This window comes from Burkholderia sp. WSM2232 (genome assembly GCF_000472545.1).
GTDB lineage: Bacteria > Pseudomonadota > Gammaproteobacteria > Burkholderiales > Burkholderiaceae > Paraburkholderia.
This window is the reverse complement of sequence record NZ_AWZV01000004.1, coordinates 141,311-163,159: the sequence shown is the minus strand read 5'-3', so window position 1 is coordinate 163,159 and position 21,849 is coordinate 141,311. Positions and strand designations below refer to the sequence as shown.

Genomic DNA, 21,849 nt, shown 5'->3' with positions numbered 1-21,849 from the left:
GGTCCGAATAGGCATTGGAACAGACATTGAAAGAGGTGCCGCGCAACCTGCCGCTTCGCTTCGCGCGAGACCTCCAGCGAGAGGCGCCACGATCTGCACGCCGTGTGCAGGTCATGCCGCCAGGACGGCAATTCTAGCGCGACATAGCCGATCGGCATGAAAAAACGCGGCGCGGTAAGTCAAACCCGCGCCGCGTTACAGAGATCGTGGACGATGGCTGCGGCTCGCTGCGGCCTGCTGCGGTCCATCCGCAACTGCAGCGCCGCCGCTGCCCTTCGCCAGGACTTCCTAGAACGGCAACTTCGCGTCCGCCTTTTCGGCGAGAATCACGCGGCGGAAGTCTTCCTGAATGCGTTTGAGCGCCGCGTCGTTATCCGCTTCGAAACGCATGACGACAACCGGCGTGGTGTTCGACGATCGCGCGAGGCCAAAACCGTCCGGATACTCGACACGCAAGCCGTCGATCGTCACCACGTCGTCCGCGCCGGTGAACTGGGCGTTTTTCTGCAGACGCGCGATCAGTTCGAAGTTCTCGCCTTCTTCAAGCTTGAGTTGCAGCTCGGGCGTGGAGTTGGAGTTGGGCAGCGAGTTCAGCAGCTTGCTCGGGTCTTCCACACGCGTGAGGATTTCGAGCAGACGTGCGCCGGTGTACAGACCGTCGTCGAAACCGTACCAGCGGTCCTTGAAGAACACGTGGCCGCTCATTTCACCTGCCAAGGGCGCGCCGGTTTCGCGCAGCTTTGCCTTGACGAGCGAGTGGCCCGTCTTCCACATAAGCGGCTCGCCGCCCTTGTCCTTCACCCACTTCGCGAGATTGCGCGTGCACTTCACGTCGTAAATGATCTGCGCGCCCTTGTTGCGCGACAGGACTTCTTCGGCGAACAGCATCAGTTGGCGGTCCGGATAAATGATCTGGCCGTCTTTGGTGACGACGCCGAGACGGTCGCCGTCGCCGTCGAATGCAAAGCCGATTTCCGCGTCCGTTTCCTTCAACGCGCGAATCACGTCCTGAAGGTTTTCCGGATGAGCCGGGTCTGGGTGATGGTTCGGGAAGTTGCCGTCGATTTCCGTGAACAGTTCGACGAGTTCGCAGCCGAGCTTCTTGAAGAGCTTCGGCGCGAGACCGCCCGCGACGCCGTTGCCGGTGTCCACCACGATCTTCATGGGACGTGCGAGCTTGACGTCGCCGGCTATGCGGGCAAGGTAATCATCCGCAATGTCGTACTCGACGTACGTACCGCTGCCTGTGGAGAAGTTTTCGTCGACAATGCGCTGATGCAGCGCGAGGATCTGCTCGCCATAAATCGCGGAACCGCGCAGCACCATCTTGAAGCCGTTGTAATCCGGCGGATTATGACTACCTGTCACGACAATGCACGAATCGACGCGGCGTTCGCCGCCTTCCAGCTCAAGCGGCACGCTTGCCGCGAAGTAACCGACCGGCGTGGGCACCATGCCCACGTTGACCACGTCGACACCGGCCGCACGCAGGCCGTCCGACAATGCCTGGATCAACTCCGGACCCGACAGCCGACCGTCGCGCGCGACCACCACGGCGTCGCCGCCTTGCGCACGCACTTCGCTACCGAATGCGCGGCCAATCGACCGCGCTGCGTCGGCGTCGAGCGTCTTGCCGATCACACCGCGAATGTCATATGCCTTGAAAATGGATTTGGAGATCATGTTGGCTCACTTGCGTGCAATGGAAAATTTTGACCGGCGCAGTCATGCTGGATCGGTAAATCATAGTGATCGGACATGATGCTGCACCCTTGCCGGAAGCGATCCGGTTCCAACTTATAATTGCGCTTTTCGGACCAGCCTGTAACGCCATTCTAATGCTTAGACGCGCTCCATTTGTAAAGTTGCCGGGGCAGCACATGCCGGGGCAACGCATGCCGCGCAAGGCAACCCGATGCGGGCACTTGCGCACCGTGCATTGGCGAGCGCCCAACGGATGCTGACGCTCAAACGCTTTGCCAATCCGGACGTCACGCGCGCGTTCACCAACATTGTCTGGCTCGGCCTGGAACGGCTTGCGCAAATCGGCGTGGCCATCGCGATCAGCGGCATGCTCGCGCGTTACTTCGGACCCGAGACGTTCGGCAAATGGCAATACGCCAATACGCTGCTGCTCGTGCTTTCGCCCATTACGTGGGTATGCGGCGCGGAGATCCTCGTACCCACCATCGTCGCGCGGCCGCCCGCGCAACTCGGCACGGTGCTCGGCAGCGCCTTTGCGCTGCGTTTTTCCGTCTCGGTCGCGGCCTTGCTGCTCACGTGGCTCGGCATTGCGCTGCATTTCTTCGATCCCCTCGTGGGTGCGATGCTCGCGGGGCTTGCAGTGACCATGCTGTTTCGCGAGCCGTTTGTCGGCGTAATCAACGCGTGGCTGCAAAGCATGACCTACAGCAAGCCGCAGTTGCTGACCAGCATGTGCACCGCTGTGTTGAAGGCCGGCTTCGTCTATCTGCTCGTGCAGGCAGCCGCCGGGCCCGCGCGCTTTGGCTGGCTGTGGGCGCTGGAGTCGGCGGCTATCGGCAGTGTATTGCTCGTCTATTACATTCGTCGGCATGGCGGCAAACTGGACTGGCGTGTGGAGCGCCCGCTCTTCATGCACTTCGCGAGTGCGGGCACGGTGTTCTGGCTCGGCCTGATCTGCATGTACCTGTTTCTGAAACTGGACCGGCTCATGCTCGAGCGCGCCATTTCATTCGCCGATCTCGGACGCTACTCCGCCGCGCAACAACTGAACGAAAACTGGATCACGCTCGCGCTGATGCTCGCGCAGACCATTGCGCCCGCGTTCGTGTATCGCGTGCAGCAGTCGCAGCAATTGCGCCGTAACGTGTGGCGCCTCACGGCAATGACGGCCGCGTTGATGATCTGCGGCGCGCTCGTGCTCGACCTGCTTGCAGGCCTTATCATTCGCCGCGTGTTCGGGCCGGGCTTCGAAGGCGCAATCGACATTTTCCGCTGGGCTGTCTGGCTCTCGGTGCCTGCGGGCATCGAGGCGATTGGCAATCTGGTCGTGCTGAAATATCAGGCGAAGTTCGTCTTGCTGTTCAAATGGCTGCTTGCGCTCGCAGTTGCGTTCGTCATCAATCTGCTGGCCATTCCGCGGCTCGGCGCTTATGGCGCGCTGGTCGGCCTCGCAGGTGGGTATCTCGCGGCGGCGGCAGTTAATCTTTATTACATTCGTTTCAAATTGCGCCCATGACGCTCCCTCTCGCCGACGCGCCGCCGCACTGCCTCGACGACGTCGCGGTGCTCATGCCCGCCTATAACGGCCAGGCCGACGTCGATCTGACGCTCGCGTCCTTCAATGAACGTGCGCTGGTGCACGTGCTGATCGTCGACGACGGCAGCACGCCGCCCATCGTCGCGCCGGCGCTCTCGAACATGCAGATAGAAGTGCTGCGCATGCCGGTGAACGGCGGCATCGAGCGCGCGCTCGAAGCCGGTATCGAAGCGCTCGCCCAGCGCGGCTTTCGCTACGCGGCGCGCATCGACGCGGGCGATCGCAGTGTGCCGCAACGGCTCGCGAAGCAGCGCGCATACATGGAAGCGCATCCGCAAGTGGCCGGGCTCGGCATGTGGACGCAGGTCGTCACGCGTGCGGGCGAGCCGCTTTTCATGCTCACGCCGCCCGCCGAAGCGGCGCAGATCCGGCGCCTGCGCTTTTTCCGCTCATGCCTCGCGCACCCTTCGATGATGCTGCGTATCGACGCGGTGCGCGCGGTGGGCAACTATCGCGCGAACTATCGCTCGGCCGAAGACCTGGATCTGTTCGTACGCCTCATGGAGCGCTACGACTGCGCGAATCTGCCGGAACTGGGCCTCTATTACGAGCTGAACGAAGGCGGCATCAGCGCGACGAAGCGGCGCCGCCAGGTGCTTTCCACGCTGCGGCTGCAACTGCGCTACTTCAACGTCGCCAATCCTTATGACTGGTTGGGCCTCGCGAAGAACCTTCTGCACCTCGTGACGCCTTACCGCGCGTTGCAGCGGGCCAAACGCAACCTGCTCGCGCCCCGTGCGAGCCGTTGATTTGCTGCGCCGCGTGCGAGCCGTTGATTTGCTGCGCCGCGTGCTAGCCGTTGATTTGCCGCGCCGCCGTGCGCACGTCCTTTCATTCACCGCCGAGTTCGTTACCGCATGAAGCCAGCCCTGAAGTCGACGCCCGCGTTGCGCATTACACTCGTGTGTAACACCGCCTGGGCAATCTATACGTACCGGCAAGGGCTGATCCGCATGCTGGTCGGGCGCGGCGTCGACGTGACGGTGCTCGCGCCGCACGACCGCACGTTTGAGCTGCTGCGCGCAATGGGCTGCCGCTGCATCGAGTTGCCCGTGGCCTCGAAGGGCACCAATCCGCGCGACGATCTGCGCACGCTGTATTCGCTGTATCGCCACTATTGCGCGATCCGCCCGCACGTCGTGTTTCATTACACGATCAAGCCGAACATTTACGGCTCGATCGCCGCGAAGCTGGCGGGCGTGCAATCGGTGGCGGTGACCACGGGCCTCGGCTATGTGTTCATCCAGTCTAGCCGCGCCGCGCAGGTCGCCAAAAAACTGTATCGTTTTGCGTTCCGTTTTCCGCGCGAAGTGTGGTTTCTCAATCGTGACGATCAGGCAGCGTTTGTCGAACAGAATTTGTTGGTGCATCCTGAGCGCGCGCGGCTTTTGCATGGCGAAGGTGTCGACCTCGAACAGTTTGCGTTCACGGCCTTGCCCGAGCGCACGGAATTCAGGTTCGTGCTGATCGGCCGTTTGCTGTGGGACAAAGGCGTCGGCGAATATGTGGAAGCGGCGCGGCGTCTGCGCGAACGCTATGCGCATGCGCGGTTTCAGTTGCTGGGCCCGGTCGGTGTCGACAACCCGAGCGCGATCACGCGCGACGAAGTGGCGGCCTGGGAACGCGAAGGCATTATCGAATATCTCGGCGAAGCGCATGACGTGCGCCCTTTTATTGCCGATGCGGACTGCGTCGTGCTGCCGTCGTATCGGGAAGGCGTGCCGCGCACGCTGATGGAAGCCTCGGCAATGGGCCGGCCCATCGTCGCGACCGACGTGCCGGGCTGCCGCGAAGTGGTGGCCCACGGCGTCAATGGATTGCTTTGCGAAGCGCGCAACGCAGAAGATCTCGCGAAGGCGCTCGCGCACATGCTCGACATGAGCGGCGCCGAGCGCCGCGCAATGGCAGAACGCGGCCGGCAGAAAGTCGCGCAGGAGTTCGACGAACGCGTCGTCGTCGAAACATATAAAGACCTGGTGCAAAAAATGACGGGCGTTTTACTTTAACGGAGTAACAGCATGACCACGAAGGGCACGATTCTGGTAACGGGCGGCGCGGGCTTCATCGGCTCGCATACCTGCGTCGAACTGCTGAACGGTGGCTACGACGTCGTGGTAATCGACAATCTGGTGAACAGCAAGCGCGAATCGCTGCGGCGCGTCGAGCAGATTACCGGCCGCGCCGTCGCGTTCTACGAGGCCGACGCGCGCGACGAAGCGGCGCTCAATCGCATTTTCGACGCGCATCCTATTACCGGCGCGATTCACTTCGCGGCGTTGAAGGCGGTCGGCGAATCGGTCGCGAAACCGGTCGAGTATTACAGCAACAACGTAGGCAGTCTGCTCGCGCTGCTCGGCGTCATGCGCGATCGCAACGTCAAGCAGTTCGTGTTCAGTTCGTCGGCCACCGTATATGGCGTACCGAAAAGCTCGCCCATCGACGAATCGTTCCCGCTCTCGGCAACCAACCCGTATGGCCAGTCGAAGCTGATCGCGGAGCAGGTGCTGCGCGATCTGGAAGTGGCCGATCCGTCGTGGCGCATTGCCACGCTGCGCTATTTCAATCCGGTCGGCGCGCACGAGAGCGGCTTGATCGGCGAGGATCCGGCGGGCATTCCGAACAACCTGATGCCGTACGTCGCCCAGGTCGCGGTCGGCAAACTGGAAAAGCTGCGTGTGTTCGGCGGCGATTACGACACGCCGGACGGGACGGGCGTGCGCGATTACATTCACGTGGTCGATCTGGCGCGCGGGCACCTGGCCGCGCTCGATGCACTCGTCAAGCGCGATGCGAGCTTCGTCGTGAATCTCGGAACCGGCCAGGGCTATAGCGTGATCGACGTGGTGAATGCGTTCGAGAAGGCCTCGGGACGCCCGGTGCCGTATGAGATCGTGGCGCGCCGCCCGGGCGATGTGGCGTCGTGCTTTGCCGACCCGAGCGCGGCGCGCGAGGTGCTCGGCTGGCGCGCGGAGTTCGGCATTGAAAGAATGTGTGCGGACCACTGGCGCTGGCAGTCGTCGAACCCGCGCGGATTTGCAGACTGACGCGCAAGGGTCGCGGGAGGCGAGCACCGGGCCTCGCCGCCTGAATCAGGACACGGCAAGCGCCGCGTGCCCGGAAGCAATGCCGCGCGAAGGCGCGGCCACATAGCTCGCGTGTTTCGCCGAGCCTTCGCTCACGCGAAACACCGCCACCGCTTCACGCAACACGGCCGCCTGTTCTTCCAGCGACTTCGCCGCAGCGGCCGCTTCCTCGACGAGCGCCGCGTTGTGCTGCGTGACCTCGTCGATTTGCGCGACCGCCTTGTTGACCTGCTCGATGCCGTCGCTCTGCTCCAGTGCGGCGGCTTCGATCTCTCCCATGATGCCAGTCACGCGCTCCACCGACTGCATCGCCTCGTGCATCGTGCGGCTCGCCTCGGCCACGAGCGAGGCGCCCTGCTCGACCTGCGCCGCCGAATCGCCGATCAGCTCCTTGATCTCCTTGGCCGCCGCGCCCGAGCGCTGCGCGAGGCTGCGCACTTCCGAGGCCACCACCGCGAAGCCGCGCCCCTGCTCGCCGGCACGCGCCGCCTCCACCGCGGCGTTGAGCGCCAGAATGTTGGTCTGAAACGCAATGCCCTCGATCATGCCGATGATTTCCGTCACCTTGCGCGAGGACTCGGTGATGCCGTCCATTGTCTCGGTGACGCGCGAAACCACGTTGCCGCCGCGCGTGACGGTATCCAGCGCGCCCTTCGCAAGGCGGTTGGCCTGCTTCGCGTTGTCGGCATTCTGCTTCACCGTCGCGGAAAGCTGCTCCATGCTCGCCGCCGTCTCTTCGAGCGCCGCGGCCTGCTGTTCCGTGCGCGCCGACAGATCCGCATTGCCCGACGCAATTTCGTTCGCGCCCTGCGTGATGGCCGTGGTGCTGCCGCGTACCTGCGACACGGTTTGAACGAGGCCGTCGCGCATCTTCGTCAATGCGCTCAGCAACTGACCCATTTCATTGCGCGACTGGCTGTTGATCGCCACCGTCAGATCGCCGGCGGCCATGCGCTCGAAGTGCCTGACCGTCGCGTTGACCGGCTTGATCAGCGCCGCCGACAGCGCGATTCGCGCCCCGACGCCAATCGCGATAGCGAGCGCGCCAATCGCCGCGAAAAGCAGCGTCGCGATCTGGAAGCGCTGCTCGGCCGTCTCGGCCTGGCGGTGCTGGTTTTCGGTCTGCGCGTGTTCGAGCGCGTCGATGGCTTTCGAATACGTGGTGTAGAACGCGTTCGCCGTCTCGCCCTGAATGTTGCGGAACGTGTTGAAATCGAAGTCGATGAGCGCCTTGAACTCCGGCTCGATTGCCTTATCGACGAGCGCGCTGCGCGCCTGCTCGACGTTCTGCGCGAGCTTCTGCTCGGCGTCGCTCGAAAACGGGCCCGCCATGTAATTGCGAAAGTCCTTGTTCGATTCGACCAGCACTTTATGCGCGGCCGGCAGCAGGTCGTCGGTCTGCTTGCCGACGCTGAAGAGTGTTTGATACGAACCGAGCGCCAGTTGCACCTGCAGCAGTTTCTCCGAACTTGCCTTCAGATGCGAGAGCGCCGCTGCGCTGCGCTGCGTGTCGGAAAGGCTGCTGTTGGCCAGTTTGAGCGCCCCGTAGCCGACACCGATCACGGTCAGCAGAAAGGCAACGAATACGCTGATCACCAGCGTCAGGCCGCCACGAATTGTGATGTTGTTTAGCATTGAGTCTCCGGAACGGTCTTGTCGATCCGCGGCGAGTGACGATTCACCCGCGTGGCCCCACTTCGCCGCATCCAGCTTTAACGGCTTGCGCGAAGCCTCGCTAAATAGGTGAAATCCATGACTGGCGCGGCTTTCCGGCCGATTTGCACCTCACTATCTGGGAAACCTGGCGGCATGCTCGAGCCGCGCGCTTTTCCGGACGCGCGACGTTTCGTTTGTATAATTCGGCGTCTTTGCTCAGGCCCACTTTCATGCTTAGTTTTGCGCTCGGCTTTCTGGTTTCGCTGCTGATCACGCTGTTGATCGTGCGCTATGCGCATCTGCATGAAAGATTTTCGACGGACACCGATCTAGCCGGCGTGCAGAAATTCCATGTGCGTCCGGTGCCGCGCATCGGCGGCACGGGCATTCTGCTCGGGCTGATCGTTTCCGCCGTGCAGTTGCATGGTTCGTATCCGGCCGTCTCGGGCGGCATTCTCGGGCTGATTGCATGCGGCTTGCCCGCCTTCGGCTCAGGTCTGCTCGAAGATCTGACCAAGCGCGTGTCGCCGCTCGCGCGCCTCGTCTGCACGATGGCGGCGGCGGCGCTCGCGTACTTCCTGCTCGATATCGCGGTTACGCGCATCAGCGTGCCGCCGCTCGACTTTCTGCTCTCGTATGCGGTGATTTCATGCGCGGTCACCGTGCTTGCGGTGGCGGCGCTCGCCAATGCGATCAACATCATCGACGGTTTCAACGGCCTCGCGTCGATGGTCGCGTTCATGATGTTCGCTTCGCTCGCTTACGTGGCCTTCCAGGTGCACGACCCGGTGGTGCTGTCCGCGTCGTTCATGATGATGGGCGCGGTGCTCGGCTTCTTCATCTGGAACTTCCCGGCGGGGCTCATCTTTCTCGGCGACGGCGGCGCGTACTTCATCGGCTTCATGCTCGGCGAACTGTCGATCCTGCTGGTCATGCGCAATCGCGAGGTGTCCGCGTGGTATCCGGTGCTGCTCTTCATGTACCCGATCTTCGAGACGTGCTTTTCGATCTACCGGAAGAAGTTCATTCGCGGCATGTCGCCAGGCATTCCGGATGGCGTGCACCTGCACATGCTGGTGTACAAGCGGCTGATGCGCTGGGCGGTGGGCGTGCGCACCGCGCGTGAGCTGACGCGGCGCAATTCGCTGACGTCGCCTTATTTATGGCTGCTGTGCCTGATCGCAGTCGTGCCGGCCACGCTGTTCTGGCGGCATACGCTGCATTTGTTCTGCTTTGTCGTGGTGTTTGCGGCGACGTATGTGTGGCTCTATGTGAGTATCGTGCGGTTCAAGTCGCCGCGGTGGATGGTGGTGAGGAAGGCGAAGCGGTAAAAACAAAAAAGGCGCCGAGGCGCCTTTTGTTTTTTCGCTGCGCCTGTGGGAGCGCATATGGATCACCGGGAAGCACGCTTGTCGTGGTGGCTGTCTCACCCCGCCACGCAGAGCCCATGCGGAGCCAGCGCTCAGGAAACCCGCGTAACGGGCGCAGGCACGCTGCGCAGAGCCGTCGGCGTGGCCGGCTGATATTCGGAAACCCAGCGGCGCAGGTCGCGGCGCACTTCGTCGTCTGTGGGAACGCGGTGCTGCATGAGCCACGGCAACAGGTTGTCGATCAGGCTGTCCGGCACTTCGCGCGCTTTCGCGATGCGCAGCTTCGGGTGAGGTGTGCGGGTGGTGGTTTCGTCGTCGGCGAGCAGTTCTTCGTAGAGTTTTTCGCCGGGCCGCAGGCCCGTGAACACGACGCGAATCTGCTCTTCGGTGAAGCCGTACAGGCGGATCAGATCGTGCGCGAGATCGGCGATGCGCACCGGCTTACCCATATCGAGGATGAAAATCTCACCGCCCTGACCCATGCTCGATGCTTGCAGCACGAGCTGCGATGCTTCGGGAATCGTCATGAAAAAACGCGTGATTTCCGGATGCGTGACCGTGACCGGACCGCCGCGCGCAATCTGTTCCTGAAATTTCGGGATGACGCTGCCCGCGCTGCCGAGCACGTTGCCAAAGCGCACGGTTTCGAACTGCGTGCGCCGCGCGCTTTGCTGCAGCGACGAGCACACCATTTCCGCGAGGCGCTTGCTCGCGCCCATCACGTTGGTGGGATTGACGGCCTTGTCGGTGGAAATCAGCACGAAGTGCGCAACGTCGTGCCGGATCGCGGCGCGCGCCACACGATAGGTGCCAAGCACGTTGTTGCGCACGGCCTGCCAGGCGTTCACCTCTTCCATGAGCGGCACGTGCTTGTAGGCGGCGGCGTGGAAAACGATATGCGGGCTGTAGCGCGCCATCACCTGATCGAGCAGCAACGAGTCTTTCACGTCGCCGATGATGGGCACCACCGACACTTCGGGGTATCTGTCCGCGAGCTCTTCGTTGAGCCGGTAGATGGAAAACTCGGAGACGTCGAAGGCCACCAGTTGAACCGGGCCGAAGCGCAGGATCTGCCGGCACAATTCGGAGCCGATCGAGCCGCCCGCGCCGGTGACCATGACGACGCGGTTCTTGAGCAGCGCTTCGACGTGGTCGGTGTCGATCATCACCGGGTCGCGGCCCAGAAGGTCTTCGAGGTCGATTTGGCGGACGCGGGAGAGGAAGGCCTGGCCTTGGGTCAACGGCGTGAGCGCCGGCAGCGTCATCGCACGAACACCTGCGCGCACACACAGTGTCGCGATGCGCCGGTGCACTTCGACTGGCGCCGACGGCACGGCGATAATCACGTGCTCCACTTTGAGGTCCGACGTAATTTTCTGCAGATCGGTGATTGCGCCGAGCACCCGGTAGCCGTAGATTTCACGGCCTTGCTTGACGGGGTCGTCGTCGAGCAGACCCGCCAGACGCCACTCGCCGGATCGCTTCAATTCGCGCACGAGGTTCGCGCCTGCATTGCCCGCGCCCAGCACAAGCACAGGCTTGCCCTGCCCGACGAGCCCGCCGTAGCGATAAAACTCCTTCGCCGCCCGGTAGAGCGCCCGCGAGCCGCCCATGGCGAGGAATAGCAGCATCGGCGAAACGATCAGCACCGAGCGCGGCACGATAGGCGCCGGCTGCAGCAGCGCCGAAGCGATCATGACGACGAGCGCGCCGACGCCGATCGCTTTTGCGATCCGCACGAGGTCCGGCAAACTCGCGAAGACCCACATGCCCCGATACAACCCGTAGCTGCGGAACATGACCGCGTAAATCAGCAATACCCATATCAGGGCATGCAAGCCGCTCGACCAGAAGGGGCCCGGCACGGGGCCGTTGAACCGGATCACGTAAGCCAGCATCCAGGCGAGAGCCACCGCGCACAGGTCGAACGCAAACGCACTGAACGAAAGCCATCGGGCTTTGAATCTCTTCATTGCGCAGAACCTCAGGATTGCCTGGAGCGGGATATATGGCGTCGCCAGCGCCGATCAATAAGGAGCCCGGCGACGGCCAGCACGACAGTCCATGCAGCGACCACCAGCCATTGATATGGCACCGATAAATGCAGTGCGGACAAAGCAAGCATTATGCCTGCACCCATGAACAAATACCAAATCCGTGCAGTCGATGCATGCCCGACGCCCGACTGCACCAGTCTTTGATAGTAGTGTTCGCGGTGGGCTTGCCAAAATTTTTCGCCGCGCAGTAGTCGTTTTGCGAGCGTGACCGATGCATCCCCGATGAACGGCGCAAAGCTTACCGCCGGAAACCACACCGGCCAGACACCCTTGCGCCAACCCCAGTAACCCAGCGCGCCGGCCAGAAAACCGAGCGGAATCGAGCCCGCGTCGCCGAGAAAGATGCGCGCCGGGTGGAAATTGAAAAGCAGGAAGCCGCCAGCCGCACCTGCGACGACCACGGACGCGAGCGCGAGCGCCGCATCGGGATGGCTGGAAATCGAGGCTGCGATGGCGTAGCCGCCGAAGCCGAATACCGCCATTCCGCCCGCCAGTCCGTCGGAGCCGTCCATGAAATTGTACAAATTGACCAGCCACACAAGTAAAACTGCCATGGCTGCGAGCGCCCACCACGACACATCGGCGGGATAAACGGCGACAAGGGCGACGACCGCTGCCGCATGTCCGCCGAAGCGCACGCGCGCCGGCAGGCCGCGGCGGTCGTCGACTTGCGAGAGCGCGGCGAGCAACGCCGCCGCGAGCGCCGGCAGCCAGAGCGCCGGCGCCGAGAGGCAGATCAGCACGACAGCCACCGGCACGATGCCCCAACCGCCGACACGCGGTGTGGGGCGCGTGTGCAGGGAGCGGTCGTTAGGGATGTCGGTGGCGAGCCGCCACGCGAGCCCGGTTCTGAGCAGCGCCCATAGGATTGCCGCGCAGGCACAGAACGCGAGCGCACCCCACACGAGCAGCAGGAGCACGGGGTGAGCGGAAAGCGGGGCAAATAGCATCAAAGTACGTTCAGTGCGTGGCGCGGTACCAGGCCGCGGTTTCGAGCAGGCCGTGTTCGACCGTGTGCGGCGGATACCAGCCGAGGCGTTCGCAAATATGCGAAGTGTCAAGACGCAACTCGCCGATCAGACGGTCGACGCGCGCGGACCGGCCAGTCAGCCGGCCGGCGAGGCGCAACAGCGTGACCGGCACCGGCACGAGGCGCGCCGGCGCATGCAGTTGTGTTGCGAGCGCTTGCGCGAGTTCGCAGACACTCAGGTCGCGGCAGTCGGTGACGTTGAAAGTCTGGCCGGCAGCGCGTGGATCGGTGGTGCAGTGGACCAGCGCGTCCGCGAGGTTGTCGACGAATACCAGGCTGCGGCGGGCGTATATCGCGCCGAGCGGCAACGGAATGCCCCGGGCAATCGCATTCATCAATTGGAAAAAGTTTGCGCGCACGCCAGGCCCGTACACCAGCGGCGGTCGCACGATCACGATCTCCATGCCCGAGTCCTGGCCATACGCGAGCAGCGCGCGCTCGGCCTCCAGTTTCGAGATGCCATAGGGGTCGGTGGGGGCCGGTTCGTCGGTCTCAGCGATAGGCCGCCCGGCACTGCTTTCGGCCACCGCCTTGATGCTGCTCACGAACACGAAGCGCCGTGCGCCGGTACGCCGCGCCGCCTGCGCCACCCGCATTGCGCCCGTGACATTGGTGGCGCGGTAGGCGGCGAGCGGATCGGCCGTGAGATCACGCATCATGTGCACGCGCGCCGCGAGATGGATGACCGCATCGCATTGCATGTCAGCGGCCCAACGCTCCTCGATGCCCTGAAAGTCCGCTGCGTCGAAGAGCCATTCACGCGCGCCGCGCTCCGCAGTCTGCGGGCGGCGTACGAGCGCCGTCACCGTATCGCCGCGCTGCAGCAGGGCTCTCGACACCGCCTTGCCGACGAAGCCACTGGCGCCCGTCACGATCACACGCTGGGTCATGAGCGCGCCTCCGATGCAGGCGACAGCGGTCGCATTCGCGAGCGCGTTTGGGCGAGGCCCGAGCTCCCCCGACACGTCGGGAAAGGGGGGTGAGACACGATACAATCTGGCATCGGCGGCGATGGTAAGGAAGTCTGATTGGGAACGTATTGTATGCGGGCAGCTTCCACTTCGGCCCGGTCGCGCGGTTCCTCAGGCGCTAAAATGTGCCGGCATTGCGTTGGCCGGCGCCGTCAGCAGCTCGGCGGCCCGGGCCGGAATAATAAACGCGCGGCCGCGTAGCGAGAGCCGCGGGAACACTTAGTAACAACTCAAACCATTCGCGCATGTGGAAATCGTGGTTTCGATCCGACGTGCTCGACAACAGCACATTCAGGACCGCGTCGCTCACGGCGCGGCCGTGCAAAGGCCCCGCGCCCGGGGGCCAGCGAGCCGACGGGCGCTTCGCGAGGGTCGCGCCACGCACGAGCCGGTCTGAAGAAAACGTTTGAGCTAAAAGAGCCCATTTATGAAAGTGCTGTTCGCCACCTACCCGATGGCATTCCACACCCCCGGAGGCGGAGAAATCCAGTTGCTCGCATACCGCAAGCATCTGCCCGCGCATGGCGTGGACGTCACGCTGTTCGATCCGTGGAATCCACGGTTTCTCGAACACGACGTGGTTCATTTCTTCTCGTGTGTCGGCGGCTCCGTCCACTTCTGTAACTTTGTTAAACAGTTGGGCTTGCCGCTTGTTGTTTCCTCTAGTCTTTGGGTAACCGAGGAGACCAGGCATCTCTATCCGATCGGCGAGATTCATCATCAGTTCTCGCTCGCGGACCGGGTGGTGGCCAATTCGGAAATCGAATGCGACACGCTCGCGCGCATCTTCAACCTGCCGCGTGAGAAGTTCGCGAGCGTGCTGAACGGCGTCGAGCAGACTTTTTACGAGCCGGTTGCAGCGGAACTCTTCCGCGGGGAATTCGCGATTCACGGCCACTTCATCTTGAACGTAGGCAACATCGAGCCACGCAAGAACCAGTTGGCGCTGATCCGGGCGATGAAGTCGTTCCCCGAACTGAAGCTCGTGCTGATCGGCCATCAACGCGATCCGGAATATGCGAAAGCCTGCTTCGCGGAAGGCGGCGACCAGGTCATCTATGCCGGCACGCTTGCACACGACTCCCCCGTGCTGCGCTCGGCCTATGCGGCATGCGAAGCATTCGTGCTGCCAAGTACGCTGGAGACGCCTGGGCTCGCCGCACTCGAAGCGCATGCAGCCGGCGCCCGCATCGCGGTCACGAAGGTTGGCTCCACCGAGGAATACTTCGCGGAGCATGTCGCCTATCTGGACCCGGCCGACGTCGACAGCATTGCGCGGTCGATTCGCGACGCCCTCGCACGTGAGCGCAACGGCACCCCGAATGCATTGGGCACGGCGCGCGACCTGACCTGGCAAGCCGTCCTGTCACCTCTGAAAGACCTTTACGATTCCCTGCTAAGAAAATGAACTTCGATCTACGTCCTCTGAACAACGTCGAGAAATCCTCGAATCCTGACTTTTCCTGGCAGGCGACCAACAACGACCCGCAGTTCGAACTGGTGGGCTGGGAAGCTTTGTCGCAGCGAGCCGCGCGCATTTCGTTCGAGCTCAAGACCAGCGCGTCCGCGGCTTCGCCATGCATGTTGTATATCGACGCGGGCTCGGGCATGTCGGAACATACCGCGATCGGGCTGCACGTCGACGGCAACGGCAAGGTGCAGCAGGACGTAGCGTTTCCGAAGCTCGCCGGGCCCATCCGCTTCGACCCGATCGCGTTGCCGGCGCTCTTCTCCGTAACGGGCCTGACCATCACCGTGCTGGACGAAACCGAATGCTCGCCGGAACTGCTTGCGCGTGCGCGCCGTATGGCGGCCTGGCGCGGCGGACCGTTGCCGGCTACCGCGCCCATCGTCGGCGAGTCGTACCAGGAATGGCTCGATGCGAACGAACCGCCGAAGTCCATTTATCCGCAACTGCGCGAGCGCTCAAAAACGTTCGCTTTGCAGCCGAAGGTCAGCATCGTCATGCCGACCTACAACACGCCGGAAAAGTGGCTGCGCAAAGCGCTCGATTCGGTGATCGACCAGGTATACGAAAACTGGGAGATCTGCGTGGCCGACGACTGCTCGACCAAGCCTGAAGTGAAGGCCGTGCTCGACAGCTACGTCGCGAAGTACCCAGGCCGGGTGAAGGTCGCCTATCGCACGACGAACGGTCACATCAGCGCGTCAAGCAACACGGCGCTCGAGCTTGCGACCGGCGAATTCGTCGGCCTGCTCGACCACGACGACGAACTGCATCCGCTCGCGCTCTATTGCGTGATCGAAATGCTGAACGCACACCCGGACGCGGCGCTCATCTATAGCGACGAAGACAAGATCTCCGAAGAAGGCGAGCGCTCGGACCCGTACTTCAAGTGCGACTTCAACTACGATCTGTTCCTGAGCCAGAACATGATCTCGCACTTCGGGGTGTACAAGACGTCGGTGCTGCGCGACATCGGCGGCTTCCGTACCGGTCTCGAAGGCTCCCAGGATTACGACCTGGCGCTGCGCGTGATAGATCGCGTCGGACACGACGTGGTGTATCACGTGCCGCGGGCGCTTTATCACTGGCGCATTATTCCCGAGAGCACCGCAAGTGGCCATGAAGCGAAGCCCTACGCGCATATCGCTGCAATGCGCGCAATCGACGACCATCTCAAGCGCAACAACATCAACGCGCACACCATTCACGCGCCGGGCACGCATGCGTTCAACAAAGTCGTCTACGAATTGCCTGAAGCGCTGCCCTCCGTCGAAATCATCATCCCCACGCGCGATTCGGCGGAACTCGTCGAGCAATGCGTGGAGTCGGTGCGTCAGAAATCGAGCTATCCGAATTACCGCATCACGATCATCGACAACGGCTCGGTCAAGCAGGAAACGCACGACCTGTTCGCGCGCCTGCAAACCGATGAGCGCGTCAAGGTTGTGCGCGACGACTCGCCGTTCAACTACTCGGCATTGAACAACCGCATTGCGCTGGCAAGCACCGCCGACTTCGTCTGTCTGATGAACAACGACATTGAGGTCATCAATGCAGACTGGCTCGATGAAATGGTGTCGGTCGCCATTCAGAAGAACGTCGGCGCGGTCGGCGCCAAGCTGCTCTACCCCGACGACACCATTCAGCATGGCGGAGTGGTATTGGGTGTGGGCGGCATTGCCAGCCATGCGCACAAGCATTTCCCCAACACAATGGCCGGCTATTTCGCACGGGCGCGGCTGCGCAATGCGATGAGCGCCGTCACCGCTGCATGCCTGCTGATCCGCCAGTCGATCTACAAGGAAGTCGGCGGCCTCGATGAAAACCTGCACGTCGCATACAACGACATAGACTTCTGCCTGCGCGTGCGTAAAGCGGGCTATCGCAACGTCTGGACGCCGTATGCGGAGCTGTATCACCATGAGTCGGCCACGCGCGGCGCCGAAGACACGCCCGAGAAAATCAGCCGTTTCAATCAGGAGTCGGAACTGGTCCGGCAACGCTGGGGCGATCTGCTGATGAACGATCCGTACTATTCGCCGAACCTGACGCTCACGGCCGACGACTTCTCGTTCGCCTGGCCTTCGAGGATTGCCAACCTTGTCTAATCTGGAAAAGAAAAACAACACCGCGTGGCTGGCCGAGTACCGCCATCCGTCGCCAGGCGAGTTATTTTGCCTGCCGAGCGCGATCTACTTCCTGATGAAGTTCAGGGCCGACCTCGCGCGCTACAACTCGAAGTCGCTGAACGATCGCGTCACGTTGTACTTCTGGTGGGAAATGACGGCGCGCGACACTTACCCGGACTTCGAATGGGTGCTGCGTCACGAGGACCTCGAATATCTGCGGCAACTCGATAACGAAACGCTAATTGCGCGGCATCCGGAGGCCGTGACGTACTGGCTTGGATCCGTCCTGCCGAGCGTGCTCGACACCAAGCATCTGCCCGAAACGCTGCTCGAGCCGCAAACCGTGCTCGAACAGGCGGGACTGCAATTGCCGAAGCTCGTCACGATGATTGTGGGGAGCCGCGGCGACCTTTCGCAGGCTTTTGATCTCGGCACGTTGAGCGGCTATCTGAATTGTCTGAACTGGTGGGAAGCCCATGGACAGGACGCGTGTCCGCGCATCACGTGGAGAGTGCCCGTCGCGTGGCCGAAGCTCACGGAGCCAACCGGCGACACAGAGGCCGGCGCGCTGCCCTTCCCGCGTTTTCTCGCGCTCATCGCTGCAGAGCGGCCTGATCTGAAGAGCGCGTTCGACCTGACTACGTTCATCGGCCAACTGGCCTGCCTCAGTTGGTGGGAAGAGCATGGCCATCGCGAATACGCGCGCATCAGCTGGTCGCCCGCGCCGGTCGGCGGCGCCATGCTCGAGCCGGCGGACCCGGTCAGCGAGGACGGGTTGCACGTACCGCGCTTCATTTCGCTCATCATCAATGAACGGCCAGACCTGCAAAGCTCGTTCAACCTGCGCACCTTCACCGGCCGGCTCAGTTGCCTGTCGTGGTGGCTTGAACACGGACAGCTTCAGTACCGTGCGATCAGGTGGGTGCCGCCCACCGCCCCCCGAACGCTGACCGGGATGGAAGCGGGCGACAATCAGCATGGCTTGCCCTTGCCGCTCTTTTTGAGGCTGATCCTCAGCGAACGGCCAGACCTGCAGGCACTGTGCCCACAAGACACCTTCATTGGCCGTCTCAAGGCGCGTTCGTGGTGGCTCGAACACGGGCAATTCGAATATCCGGCAATTCGCTGGGTCGCGCCGCCCGTGCCTGCCGACCTCTTCGACATGCAAGCCGGCGAGCGCTGCATGCTGCCGCTCCTGCCGCGCTTTCTGAACCTCATCTGGAAAGAGCGCGCTGACCTGCAAGCGGCATTCAATCTCGACAGCTTCGGCGCGCGCCTGAGCTATGAGTCGTGGTGGAATGCGTACGGCCAGAACGAATACCCGGCGATCAGATGGTCGGCAACCGGGCTCGCGCATGCACTCGCCCAAATGGACGACGAGGAGGCGCCGGACACGTCGAAACTGCCGCGCTTTCTTGAACTGATCGTAAGCGAGCGGCCCGATCTTCAAGCCTCGTTTGACGTCGCGACGGAAGCCGGCCGCGCCCAGCTTGTGCGTTGGTGGAATAATTGCGGCGGCCGGGAGTATGCGCTGCTGGACTGTCTGAAGGTGCAGTGGGAGCAAGGCAGTGCGGCGCATGATTCACGACATCCGCCGCGCTACCATGCGCATGTCGAAAGCACATACGGTTTCGGCGTCAATGTGATCGGCTTTCCGCAGGGTGTGCTCGGACTCGGCGAAGACGCCCGCATGGCCGCGCGCGTCTTCCAGATGAACGACACGCCGGTCGCGCTCGTCAATGCACCAATGTCCGGCCCGGCGAAACTCGACCACTCGGTGGATCACCTGCTGAGCGACGAGCTGAAGTACAGCATCAGCCTCATTTGCCTGCCGGCCCCAGAGATGGTGCGTCTCGCGCTGGAAGGCGGCCGCAAGCTGATCGAGGCGCCTACCCACAAGATCGGCGCGTGGCCTTGGGAGTTGCCCCACTGGCCGAGCGCGTTCGGCAAGGTGCATCAGATGGTGGACGAAATCTGGGCACAGAGCAGGTTCGTGCAAAGCGTCTACAGCCGGCTTGGCGACACGCCGGTCTACCACATGCCGATGGCGGTCGAAGTGCCCGCACCTGTGGCCCCGCGGCGCGAACGCTTCGGTCTGCCGTCGAACGAATTTCTGTTCTACCTGATGTTCGACGGTAACTCGTGGCTGAGCCGCAAGAATCCGCTCGCGGGCATACAGGCGTTCCGCCAGGCTTTTGGCGAGAACTCTCGCGGCGTCGGACTCGTTATCAAAGCCATGAACGTGCGCGACGACGATCCGGTGTGGCGCGCAGTCCGCGAGCTTGGGGCGGGCGACAGTCGCATTCACATCGTCTCCGAACGTTTAAGCCGCCAGGATTCGACCGACTTCATGGCCTGCTGCGACGCGTATATTTCGCTGCACCGTAGCGAGGGCTTTGGCCGCGTGATCGCAGAAGCCATGGCGCTCGGCCAACCCGTGGTCGCGACGAACTTTTCGGGCAACGTCGACTTCTGCGAGCCGGACACGGCGTTTCTCGTCGACGGTGAACTGGTGCCACTGCGCCCAGGTGACTATCTGTTCTCCGAAGGCCAGTACTGGTGCGATGCCGACGTGTCGTTGGCCGCTGAACAGTTGAAGCGCATGATCGAAGACGTACCGTTGCGCGAGCGCATTGCGCGAGCCGGCAAAGCGCGCATCGAACGTGACTACTCGGTCGAAGCGGTCGCGCGCGCTTACGCGCGGCGTCTCGCCGACATTGCGGGAGCGCAGACTAAATGAAGCTGCACGTGTGCGCCCCCGACATTTTTGCCGGCGACGCGGTCGGCAACCACTGCCTCGGCCTCGCCCGCGCAGCGCGGCGTCTCGGCCTCGCCACCGCTCTGTATGCGCAGCGCTACGACGTCGGCACGATGGAAGTGCGTCCGCTCCAGGAACTGTTCACGAGCGTGACGGCCGACGACATCGTGCTGCTCAGCTACTCGATCTTCGATCCATATCTTGAGCAACTGCTCGGGTTGCCGGGCCGCAAGCTGTGCTATTTCCACGGCGTGACCGATCCGCGGCTGCTGCGCGAACTCGAACCTCGCACCGCACAGCTGTGCGAGGAAGCGCTCGCGCAACTGCCGTTGCTAGGCGGATTCGACCTCGTGATCGCGAACTCGCACAACACGGCGGAAAGCCTCGCCGGTGCAGTGGAAGTGACGGCGGTCAGAATCATTCCGCCGGTGTTCGCCGATATGCCAGCGTTCCGGCGCGAGCCTGCGTCGTCGATGCGCATCTTGCGCGAGCCGAATCTGCTGATGGTGGGCCGGGTCGTGCCGCACAAGCGAGTCGAGGACGCCGTCGAGCTTCTCGCGCTCCTGCAACAGCATGAGTTTGCGGCGACTCTGACGATAATCGGCAATGCGCCGAACTACGATTATATGAAGCTGCTGATCAACCGCGCCCGCGAGCTCGGCGTTCTCGATCGCGTCGATTTCAAAGGCATGCTCGACGACGCCGACCTCTTCGAATGCTACGACACCGCTAGCGCGCTGCTGGCGATGAGCCGGCACGAGGGATTCTGCGTGCCGGTGCTCGAGGCAATGCATGCCGGCAAGCCGGTCTTCGTGCGCGGCGGCACCGCAGCGCAGGAGATCTGCCCGGCGGATTGCGTTTTCGATGCTGACGCGGAATTGTCCGTATGGGCGGCCGCTATTGCGGAACGTCTTGGCGCAACAGCCGGCGCGGCGCCGGCGGACGACGGATATGTCGCGCATGCGGACAGTGTGATCGAGCGCGCGAGCGACACGGTGTGGCGCGAAGTACTGTTTGGGTGGAGCGCTCAGAGGACAGACGTATGACAGGGCTTAAGTTCATTCTGACCACGTATAGCACCGCGTTCACGGTTAGCGGCGGCGGCGAATCCGAGCTCGTGCAGGTCGCGGAGATCCTGAAAGGATCGGGCGTGCACACGGACATTTACGGTATCGGCAGCCGTCCGCTCAGCTTTTACGACGGCGTGATCCACTTCTCCGTGCATGCGGACGGCCACGCAATTCTGCGCGAGGCCGCGAGCCGCAACAAGCGGATTTTCCTGTGGCCGAACGTCTGGTGGCTCGGGCCCGTTGCGCCAGGGGAAGTGCAGCGCATCGAACAGATCATCGGACTCGCGCACAAGCTTCTGTTCAAGTCGCGGGCGGAACTCGAGAACTTCACGCAGTACATTCAGGTTCCCCCAGAGAAGATCGAAGTACTACCCACTTGCGTGTCCAACCGCTTTCTCGCGCCGCCCGACAAGGATCTGATGTCCACGGTGTCGAATAGCACGGATTTCGCACTGTGCCTTGGCCTCATCGAGCCGATCAAGAATCAGTTGCAGACAATCCGCGCGCTGAACGAACTGAAGCTCGACGGCCTGTTCGTGGGCGGTGCGCGCGATGACGAGTACTACCGCCAGTGCGTTGCCGAGGCGCATCCGGGCATTACGTTTCTGCCGTTCATCCAGCCTTGCAGCGCGATGCTTCGCTCGATCATTGCGAACTGCAGCGTGATGGTGGAACCCAGCATCGATCCGCCTGGCCGCTCGAGCCTCGAAGGCGCGATCATGCAAAAGCCGCTCGTCATGTCCGACGGCCCCTGGCAGCGCGAGCATTTCGAAGACGGCGTCTGGTACACAGCCACCGATTCGGTGAGCGCGATCGCATCAGCAATCGCCGGCGCGATCAACGACGCTGACCGCGAAGCCCGGATCGCAGCCACCTATGAGCGGGTCATGGCACGTCATTCGGCGTCGACTATCGGTCCGCAAATCGCGGCGCTGCTCGCACGGGAAAGTGTCTGA

15 protein-coding genes are annotated in these 21,849 nt (G+C 62.8%); 10 read left to right on the top strand and 5 right to left on the bottom strand.

Annotated elements, in window-relative coordinates:
• Positions 1–288: 288 nt before the first annotated feature.
• On the bottom strand, positions 289–1,683 hold the full coding sequence (locus F757_RS0103000; protein ID WP_027210105.1) for a phosphomannomutase/phosphoglucomutase: 1,395 nt from the start codon (positions 1,681–1,683) through the stop codon (positions 289–291).
• Positions 1,684–1,915: 232 nt separating this feature from the next.
• Here F757_RS0103000 and F757_RS0102995 point away from each other — a divergent pair, with 232 nt between their 5' ends.
• From F757_RS0102995 to galE, 4 genes are all read left to right on the top strand, one after another.
• Positions 1,916–3,220, top strand: coding sequence for an oligosaccharide flippase family protein (locus F757_RS0102995; protein WP_442856619.1), 1,305 nt, complete (start codon positions 1,916–1,918; stop codon positions 3,218–3,220).
• The gene (locus F757_RS0102990) at positions 3,217–4,050 is read left to right on the top strand and encodes a glycosyltransferase (protein ID WP_027210103.1); all 834 of its coding nucleotides are present in this window, start codon (positions 3,217–3,219) and stop codon (positions 4,048–4,050) included. Before F757_RS0102995 ends, F757_RS0102990 begins: the two co-directional genes overlap by 4 nt.
• Positions 4,051–4,158: 108 nt before the next feature.
• Complete coding sequence (locus F757_RS0102985) at positions 4,159–5,307, top strand: glycosyltransferase family 4 protein (protein ID WP_027210102.1); 1,149 nt, start codon at positions 4,159–4,161, stop codon at positions 5,305–5,307.
• 12 nt (positions 5,308–5,319) lie between these two features.
• Positions 5,320–6,345 carry a UDP-glucose 4-epimerase GalE gene (gene galE, locus F757_RS0102980; RefSeq protein ID WP_027210101.1) on the top strand — a complete coding sequence of 342 codons (1,026 nt, stop codon included), beginning with the start codon at positions 5,320–5,322 and terminating at the stop codon, positions 6,343–6,345.
• Positions 6,346–6,390: 45 nt separating this feature from the next.
• Here the strand turns inward: galE and F757_RS0102975 are convergent, their stop codons facing one another.
• Positions 6,391–8,019 (bottom strand): methyl-accepting chemotaxis protein, encoded by a 1,629-nt coding sequence (locus tag F757_RS0102975; RefSeq protein ID WP_027210100.1) that lies wholly within the window; start codon positions 8,017–8,019, stop codon positions 6,391–6,393.
• Between the two features lie 251 nt (positions 8,020–8,270).
• Between F757_RS0102975 and F757_RS0102970 the strand changes: the two genes are divergently transcribed.
• Positions 8,271–9,371 carry an MraY family glycosyltransferase gene (locus F757_RS0102970; protein ID WP_027210099.1) on the top strand — a complete coding sequence of 367 codons (1,101 nt, stop codon included), beginning with the start codon at positions 8,271–8,273 and terminating at the stop codon, positions 9,369–9,371.
• A 131-nt stretch (positions 9,372–9,502) separates the two neighbouring features.
• Here F757_RS0102970 and F757_RS0102965 read toward each other — a convergent pair whose 3' ends face one another.
• The 3 genes from F757_RS0102965 to F757_RS0102955 are packed head-to-tail and all read right to left on the bottom strand — an operon-like array spanning position 9,503 to position 13,387.
• Positions 9,503–11,383: a polysaccharide biosynthesis protein gene (locus F757_RS0102965; RefSeq protein WP_027210098.1), complete on the bottom strand. Its 1,881-nt coding sequence runs from the start codon at positions 11,381–11,383 to the stop codon at positions 9,503–9,505.
• An 11-nt stretch (positions 11,384–11,394) separates the two neighbouring features.
• Positions 11,395–12,417: an MraY family glycosyltransferase gene (locus tag F757_RS0102960; RefSeq protein WP_027210097.1), complete on the bottom strand. Its 1,023-nt coding sequence runs from the start codon at positions 12,415–12,417 to the stop codon at positions 11,395–11,397.
• 10 nt (positions 12,418–12,427) lie between these two features.
• Positions 12,428–13,387: a UDP-glucose 4-epimerase family protein gene (locus F757_RS0102955; RefSeq protein WP_027210096.1), complete on the bottom strand. Its 960-nt coding sequence runs from the start codon at positions 13,385–13,387 to the stop codon at positions 12,428–12,430.
• A 508-nt stretch (positions 13,388–13,895) separates the two neighbouring features.
• Between F757_RS0102955 and F757_RS0102950 the strand changes: the two genes are divergently transcribed.
• The 5 genes from F757_RS0102950 to F757_RS0102930 are packed head-to-tail and all read left to right on the top strand — an operon-like array spanning position 13,896 to position 21,849.
• On the top strand, positions 13,896–14,876 hold the full coding sequence (locus F757_RS0102950; RefSeq protein ID WP_027210095.1) for a glycosyltransferase: 981 nt from the start codon (positions 13,896–13,898) through the stop codon (positions 14,874–14,876).
• Positions 14,873–17,044 (top strand): glycosyltransferase family 2 protein, encoded by a 2,172-nt coding sequence (locus F757_RS0102945; protein ID WP_027210094.1) that lies wholly within the window; start codon positions 14,873–14,875, stop codon positions 17,042–17,044. The genes F757_RS0102950 and F757_RS0102945 overlap by 4 nt, the downstream gene beginning before the upstream one ends.
• Positions 17,037–19,805: a glycosyltransferase family 4 protein gene (locus F757_RS0102940; protein WP_027210093.1), complete on the top strand. Its 2,769-nt coding sequence runs from the start codon at positions 17,037–17,039 to the stop codon at positions 19,803–19,805. The genes F757_RS0102945 and F757_RS0102940 overlap by 8 nt, the downstream gene beginning before the upstream one ends.
• Complete coding sequence (locus F757_RS0102935) at positions 19,802–20,869, top strand: glycosyltransferase family 4 protein (protein WP_027210092.1); 1,068 nt, start codon at positions 19,802–19,804, stop codon at positions 20,867–20,869. Before F757_RS0102940 ends, F757_RS0102935 begins: the two co-directional genes overlap by 4 nt.
• Entirely contained in the window at positions 20,866–21,849 is a 984-nt protein-coding gene (locus F757_RS0102930) for a glycosyltransferase (RefSeq protein WP_027210091.1), read from the top strand. The genes F757_RS0102935 and F757_RS0102930 overlap by 4 nt, the downstream gene beginning before the upstream one ends.